Raw genomic sequence first — 7,178 nt, 5'->3', positions numbered from 1 at the left:
CCCCCCCCCCCCCCCCCCCCCCCCCCCCCCCCCCCCCCCCCCCCCCCCCCCCCCCCCCCCCCCCCCCCCCCCCCCCCCCCCCCCCCCCCCCCCCAGCCCTGTGGTTCGTCAGGTTGGTTGGCGGGGGTCGACCCGAAGGAGCATCGGGGGCCGCCTCACTGCGCTTCGGCCGCTGCCCGCTCACGTTCCAGCACCGCGGCGCGGTCCGCCTCGCTCGCCTCGATGCAGAACTCGTTGCCGGCCGGGTCCTCGAAGACCACCCAGCCCCGGCCGTTCGGCTTGCGCCGGTCGTCGACGATCACGCCGCCGAGCGCGAGCACCCGCTCGACCTCCTCCTCGCGCGAACGCCCGGGCTCCAGGTCGAGGTGCACCCGGTTCTTCAGCGTCTTCGCCTCGGGCACCCGCACGAACAGCAGCGTCATCTGTCCGGCGGGCGTGTCCAGGCCGACCTCGTCGTCACCGGGTGAGTCGTCCGCATCCACCGGAAGATCGAGCACCTGCCCCCAGAACCGCGCGAGTTCATAGGGCTCGTGCGGCGGAGCGCAATCGAAGGTGATGTGCCGGATGGTGGAACCCACGCGATCTCCCAAGGCTGGAGAAGGAACCGAACCGAACACCCCTACCGAACACCAAAGCGAGCAACTCGGCTCGGGAATTTCGCGAGCAACTCGGCTCGACAAATTCGCGGCACCGGCGCCAAGCGGTGGTGACGAGACCGACCGAAAGACGCAGGATCGCGGGTGGGGTGGCCGGGTAGTGACGACCGCACGGCGGGTCACTCCGCCCGAACGCGGCGCGGGCCGGCCGTGCCCGGAGGCCGGCTGGTTGCCCGGAGGCCGGCTGGTTGCCCGGAGGCCGGCTGGTTGCCCGGAGGCCGGCTGGTTGCCCGGAGGCCGGCTGGTTGCCCGGCGCTCCGCGCCGGGTTGCCTGTCCGCTCCGCAGCCACGGTCGAGTCGCCGCTCCGCGACGCGACGCACGTCCCCTACGGGGCCGGACGACGTCCGTGCGTTCGACCCTCTGGTCACCGTTGTCCTGGAGTATCCGGGAAGCCGGATCCGCCGACTGACCGCTGCTCGGGGCCGCAACCACAGCAGCGCGCCGAACGCGACAACGCAACCGAACCCCCCAGGCCGGCCACGCCTGAAGACGCCCCGGGCCTGGGGCTCGCCGGTTGCGTTGATTCGTCAGGACTTGCGTACACGGTCCAGCAGGGCCGACCACGAGGCGGGCGCGATGGTGAGGTGACCGAGGGCGGGCGCCTTGCTGTCGCGGACGGGAACGGCCGCGACGCCATCGGCAACCTCGACGCAGTCGCCGCCGTTGTTGCTGCTGTAGCTGCTCTTGCGCCAACAGTTGGGCGTGCTGCCGGACATAGGCTCACGGTTCCTTTCGCGGGCGATCCGGGCTTCGCCGCCTCGAAGTAGGCGGCAAAGCGCGGTGATTCGTCACGCCGGGTACAGAGAAACCAGCAGAGCCGTCCAAGAGGCGGGCGCGATGATGAGGTGACCGAGGGCGGGCGCCTTGCTGTCGCGGACGGGGACGGCCGCGAAGCCGTCGGCGACCTCGACGCAGTTGCCGCCGTTGTCACTGCTGTAGCTGCTCTTCCGCCAACGCCTGGCCAGGTCTGTGTTCGTGATCATGGGCTCACAGTTTCTTCAGCGTGGAAACGATCAGGTCGGCTGACTGCGTGGGCGAAAGAGCATCGGCAACGAGCAGATCGTAAGCTCGCTGAGCTGCCTTCACGTGCGCCGGCGCGGCCAGGATCTGCCCTTGCAAGAATCCGTCCACATAGACCACGTCTGGTCCTTCATCCAGCGTAAGCGCAGCGAATGGTCCGCCAACCCCTGCGTGGCCTCCGGATTCATATGCGAGTACCTGAATCACAAAGCGCGGTAGGCGCGCGAGCTCTACCAAACGTTCGAGCTGTTCGCGCATGACCTCCCTGTTGCCCCACACACGTCGAAGCACCGTCTCATCGAGCACTGCACGGAACTCGGGCGGATCCTCACGGTGGAAGATGCGCTGTCGTTGAATCCGCGCCGTGACTTGCTCCTCAAGCTCGTTCGGGTCCGGACGCCGCGCGGCATAGATCGCCCGCGCGTACCGCTCCGTCTGAAGCAATCCCGGAACAACCTGCACCTCGAACGACCGAATGATCGAAGCCGCCTCCTCCAGTTCGACGAACGGCCTGAACCACGCCGGGTACGCGTACCGGATCACCAGCGGCCACAGCCGCTGGAACCGGTCGCCCGTACCGAAGAGTTCGTCGGCCAGCTTCGAGAGGTCCTCCGTCGGCAACCGTTTGGCCGACTCGATCTTGTTGAGCAGCGATGGTGCCATCCAGGCTCGTTTGGCCATCGCGCGCTGAGTCATCCCGATCTTCTCGCGCTCGCGCCTGAACTCGGTCGCATAGAACGTGAGTACGGACGCCGAGGGGTCCAGTTCGGTGGCGGCGGACACATTGCCCCCATAAAGCGTTGAAAGCGAACGAAGTCAATCCCCGGCCCCTGCCGATCGTAAATGCCCACCGTCACGCTTGGCGTACAAACAGCAGCAATGAGTCCGCATGCCAACGAAAGGCGCATCGACATGAGCCACCCCCGCCGGGCGTCCGCCGCACCCCAACTCGCCTCCACCGAGGGCGATCCGTTCCCGGAACCGCCCGGCAGCGGCATCGTGATCGCCGTGTACTGGGTGGGGCCGGACGGCACGCGGGTCGTCGTACCGCCCCAACTCCACAAGCGTTCCTCGCGTGACCCGTGGCCGAGCACGAACCCGCCGTGTACGTGCTCGCCGGACTGCCCGATGCGGTGAACGACCCGTCGCCGCAGGGCGCACGACCCGCCGACCGGGCATGGGACCGGTGCGGCGGCCACCGCGCAGACCGGCCGCCGACGGGCGTCCGGTGCGCGGCAGGGGGTCGGGCCGCAGACGTCGGGCCCGGCCCCCGTTCGCCATCGATGGTCCGGGCCTTCCGGGTATTTCGCGACTAGGGTGCTGTCCCAGGGACCGACCCGAAGGGACGGGAACGACATGTTGGTGATCCGAGCCGCACGCGCCTTCGACGGCGAACGAGCGCTTCCCGGACCGGTGTCCGTCTTCGTGAAGGACGGTCGCATCCTCGGGCTGGAGTCCGGCGCATCCCCGATCCCGGACGGCTGGCGCCTGGTCGAACACCCCGCGGCGACCGTGCTCCCCGGCCTGTTCGACCTGCACAGCCACCTCGGCGGGGACAGTCGCGACGGCGCGCTCGACCGGCTGCCCGACTACTCCCCCGACGAACTCGACGCCGTGATCACCGACTCGCTACGGCGCGAACTGGCCGTCGGGGTGACCGTGGTGCGCGATCTGGGCGACCGCGACTGGTCGGTGCTGCACCGGCGCGATCGGGCGGCGGACGGTCTGCCCACGCCGACCATCCTGGCCGCCGGGCCGCCGATCACCAGTGCCAAGGGGCACTGTTGGCGCTTCGGCAGCGAGGTCGTCGGGCTCGATCAACTGCGCGCGGCCGTTCGGGAGCGGGCCGAGCGCGGTGTGGACGTGGTCAAGGTCATGGGCAGTGGCGGCACGATGACCCCGGGTACCGACGTGATGCACTGCCAATTCACCTTGCCGGAACTGCGTCTGGTCGTGGACGAGGCGCACGCCGCCGGGCTGCCGGTGACCGTGCACGCACACAACCTGCCCGCTGTCGAACAGGCCCTCGCCGCGCACGCCGACGGCATCGAGCACTGCACGTGCCTGACCGATCGGGGTGTGGAGATCTCCGACGACCTGCTGCACCGACTCGCGGCGCGGCGGATCGCCGTGTGTCCCACGCTCGGTACCGATCCGGACGCGCTCCCGCCGCCGGCGGTGCGGGAGTTGCTGGAGCGCATCGGAGCGACCCGCGAGGTCCGACTCGCCCACGTGGCCCGCGCACACCGGGCCGGGGTCCGCATCGTCTCCGGAGCCGACTCGGGGATCACCGCCGCCAAGCCGCACGGGAGCCTGCCGCAGGCGATCGCCGATCTGGTCGTCGGCGGCGTCTCGGCAGCCGAGGCCCTCGCCTCGGCCACCTCCGTCGCCGCCGACGCGGTCGGTCTCGGCGAACGCAAGGGCCGACTCCGCGCCGGCCACGACGCCGACCTCCTGCTGTGCGACGGCGACCCCCTCGACCGCATCGACGCGCTCACCGCCGTCACGGCGGTCATGGTCGGCGGCACCTGGGCGAACCTCGCCTAGGCCGTTCCGCTTTCGACTCGATGATCGGGAACCGCCGCCGGAGCGCCGACCTTCGCCGGATCAGACCGGATCGCCTGACCGCGACCGATTCCCGGATGCCTCCTGGCGCATCCTCGTCGCCAGGGCCACGAAGACCGACAGATTCAGGACCGCCTCCGCAGGGAGCGTGGCCCACGGCTTCCGGTCGCCGCGCCGATGGATCTCCAGCCAACCCTGTTTCACCGTGACCCGGTCGACCTCGCGCCAGTCGAGCCGCTGATCGAGACACCCGACGCCGGCGGGATCGAGATGGGCCCCGAAGAAGTCGACCCGTTCGCCCGCCTTGAGCCGGTCCCTGTCCTGCGGCAGCCGTACCCGCGTGAATGCCTTGTCCAACTCGTCGGCGAACCGGGCGGCGCCCTTGTACACGTCGTTCACTTCGATCTCGTCGCCCTCACGCGGATACACCCAGAGTTCGTGGATGGTGGCGCTGGTGATCCCGGTCGTCACTTTCGCGCTGCGCCGCCGGATGCCGTCGATCTCGTCCCAGGTGTACGGCTCCGGTACCCGCCCGGCGACCTCTCGGACGATGCCGTGCTCGTAGTGGCCCACCCAGACCTGCGCCTGCCGTCTGGTGAGTGCGAGGAAAAGGAAGTACCCGGCCGCACCGAATATGGCGGCGCCCAGAATGAGCAGCGGCAGCGAGTAGTACCAGGCGCCTTCGGTTCGCTGATCCTCCACGGCGAACGAGATGCCCAGCCAGAGCACCACCAGCCCGACCAGCGCCGGCAGCAGGACCACGATCCACGGGAAGCGCTTTGGTTCGGTCCACACCAGCCCCCGGCGCGGTCCGAGTTCGAAGTCCAGCGCGACTCCGCGCATGGCGGGCGGAACAGGGGTGGGACCACGATCCGACACGAGCCCCCCAAGGCCAGACAGCGAAGTGCCACCCCAGGGGCAGCGGAACTCGCCCAGGAAGAGCGAACCGACGCGTCGCTGACGGGGACAGCCCGACGCCCTGGGCCAGTTCGGAGCGCGGCGGGATCGGCCCAGGTGCGACCCCCGGCCCGGGGGCCGGCTTCGACGCATGGCGTGGCGGTTGCGATTGAGGCGGCTCGGGATGTGTACCCACCCGCTCCACCCGTTGCCTCCGGTGCGAAGGTTGGGGTTTCACAGGCACCGAGAAAGCCTGCTCCGGCCCCGCGGCCCCCGGTGTGGCTGCCCGCAGCTTGGTGCACCGGCTGCGAGAACCAGTCGGGCGCTCCCTGGGTCGCCGAACCCGGTCGCGCCCCGCGGCCCCCGGTGTGGCTGCCCGCAGCTTGGTGGATCGGCTGCGGGAACGAATCAGGCCTTCCCTGAGTCGCCGAACCAGGTCGCGCCCCGGCGCGTCAGCGCCCACGACCCCGGCGAGACCTCGTGATCGACGCGCGAAGCGCGGAGAGCGGCGGAGCCGCAAGTTTGGGCTTCGTGGCCCGGAGCGAAGCGGAGGGACACGAAGCCCCGAGCGAGGGGCCGCTTTTTTCTCGGAGGAGCGAAGCGGGGGAGAGAAAAAAGTGGTCCCTCGCGAGCCGGCGACGAAGTCGCCCAACAAGCAGCAACGCCGCGGGACACGACTCCGGCCACCCCGCCCCGCACCCCCCGCGACCCAGCCCCGGCGACCCAGCCCCCGCGACCCACCCCCACCCCGCCACCCCCGCGACCCAGCCTCTAAGCCGTCCCGTCGATCGTCGCCGACCCGATCACCCGCGTGCCGTCGTACAGCACCACGGCCTGGCCCGGGGCGATGCCGCGGATCGGCTCGGCCAACCGCACGCGGATCTCGTCGCCGACCGCTTCCGCGATCGCCGGCGTCTCCTCGCCGTGCGCTCGCACCTGGGCCGTGCAGGCCACCTCGCCGACCGGGACCGGACCGCACCACCTCGGGCGGATGCCCACCAGGCGGTCCACGTCCAGCGCCTCGATCGGGCCGACCGTGACGGTGTTGTTCACCGGTGAGATGTCCAGCACATACCGCGGCTTGCCGTCCGCCGCCGGGTGCCCGATCCGCAGGCCCTTGCGCTGGCCGATGGTGTATCCGTACGCGCCGTCGTGCTCGCCGAGCTTGGTGCCGCTCGCGTCCACGATGTCGCCGCGCTCGGTGCCCAGGTGCTTGGCCAGGAAGCCCTGCGTGTCGCCGTCGGCGATGAAGCAGATGTCGTGGCTGTCGGGCTTCTGCGCGACCGCGAGGTCCCGCCGCTCGGCCTCCAGACGTACGTCGCCCTTCGTGTCGCCACCGAGCGGGAACATCGCGTGGGCGAGCTGCTCGGTGTCCAGCACACCCAGCACGTACGACTGGTCCTTGCCCATGTCCACCGAGCGGTGCAGCTCGCGCGAGCCGTCCGGGTGCTCGACGATCTGCGCGTAGTGCCCGGTGCAGACCGCGTCGAAGCCGAGCCCGAGCGCCTTGTCCAGCAGCGCCGCGAACTTGATCTTCTCGTTGCAGCGCAGGCACGGGTTGGGCGTACGGCCCGCCTTGTACTCGGCCACGAAGTCGTCCATGACGTCCTCGCGGAAGCGCTCGGCCATGTCCCACACATAGAACGGGATGCCGATCACGTCCGCGGCCCGCCGCGCGTCCCGCGAGTCCTCGATCGTGCAACAGCCTCGGGCGCCCTCGCGCAGCGTCGCGGGTTTCGCCGAGAGCGCGAGGTGGACACCGACCACGTCGTGTCCGGCCTCGACCGCTCGCGCGGCGGCAACGGCGGAGTCGACCCCGCCGGACATGGCGGCGAGCACCCGAAGGCGGCGGCCGTTGGCAGGGGGAAGCGTGTGATCAGACATAGCGCCTCAAGAGTACGTGGTCACTCCGCCGACCCCCGAGGGGATTACCCGAAGCCGAACCCCCGCCGAACCCGAACCCGAGCCCGAAGCCAACCCGAACCCGAACCCCAGCCCGAAGCCAACCCGATGACACCCCGAACCCGAGCCGACCCCGA

The 7,178-nt window shown here is 70.5% G+C and carries 8 protein-coding genes; 2 read left to right on the top strand and 6 right to left on the bottom strand.

The window, feature by feature from the left end:
- Positions 1-155: 155 nt before the first annotated feature.
- From ACZ4FV_RS44960 to ACZ4FV_RS44945, 4 genes are all read right to left on the bottom strand, one after another.
- Complete coding sequence (locus ACZ4FV_RS44960) at positions 156-578, bottom strand: VOC family protein (RefSeq protein WP_465326678.1); 423 nt, start codon at positions 576-578, stop codon at positions 156-158.
- A gap of 606 nt (positions 579-1,184) precedes the next feature.
- Complete coding sequence (locus ACZ4FV_RS44955; protein WP_402230713.1) at positions 1,185-1,373, bottom strand: DUF397 domain-containing protein; 189 nt, start codon at positions 1,371-1,373, stop codon at positions 1,185-1,187.
- A 72-nt stretch (positions 1,374-1,445) separates the two neighbouring features.
- Positions 1,446-1,640 (bottom strand): DUF397 domain-containing protein, encoded by a 195-nt coding sequence (locus tag ACZ4FV_RS44950; protein ID WP_395873412.1) that lies wholly within the window; start codon positions 1,638-1,640, stop codon positions 1,446-1,448.
- A 4-nt stretch (positions 1,641-1,644) separates the two neighbouring features.
- Positions 1,645-2,460 (bottom strand): helix-turn-helix domain-containing protein, encoded by an 816-nt coding sequence (locus tag ACZ4FV_RS44945; protein WP_395873413.1) that lies wholly within the window; start codon positions 2,458-2,460, stop codon positions 1,645-1,647.
- Between the two features lie 129 nt (positions 2,461-2,589).
- Here ACZ4FV_RS44945 and ACZ4FV_RS44940 point away from each other — a divergent pair, with 129 nt between their 5' ends.
- Entirely contained in the window at positions 2,590-2,814 is a 225-nt protein-coding gene (locus tag ACZ4FV_RS44940) for a hypothetical protein (RefSeq protein WP_395873414.1), read from the top strand.
- A 219-nt stretch (positions 2,815-3,033) separates the two neighbouring features.
- Positions 3,034-4,224, top strand: a complete 1,191-nt coding sequence (locus ACZ4FV_RS44935; protein WP_465326675.1) for an amidohydrolase family protein — start codon at positions 3,034-3,036, stop codon at positions 4,222-4,224.
- Between the two features lie 60 nt (positions 4,225-4,284).
- Here the strand turns inward: ACZ4FV_RS44935 and ACZ4FV_RS44930 are convergent, their stop codons facing one another.
- Both ACZ4FV_RS44930 and mnmA read right to left on the bottom strand, forming a co-directional pair.
- Positions 4,285-5,085, bottom strand: a complete 801-nt coding sequence (locus ACZ4FV_RS44930) for a DUF6585 family protein (RefSeq protein WP_465326673.1) — start codon at positions 5,083-5,085, stop codon at positions 4,285-4,287.
- A gap of 825 nt (positions 5,086-5,910) precedes the next feature.
- Complete coding sequence (mnmA, locus tag ACZ4FV_RS44925; protein WP_395873417.1) at positions 5,911-7,023, bottom strand: tRNA 2-thiouridine(34) synthase MnmA; 1,113 nt, start codon at positions 7,021-7,023, stop codon at positions 5,911-5,913.
- Positions 7,024-7,178 lie beyond the last annotated feature (155 nt).

The organism is Embleya sp. NPDC025285 (genome assembly GCF_055558835.1).
This window is presented reverse-complemented; position numbering and strand designations above follow the sequence as displayed.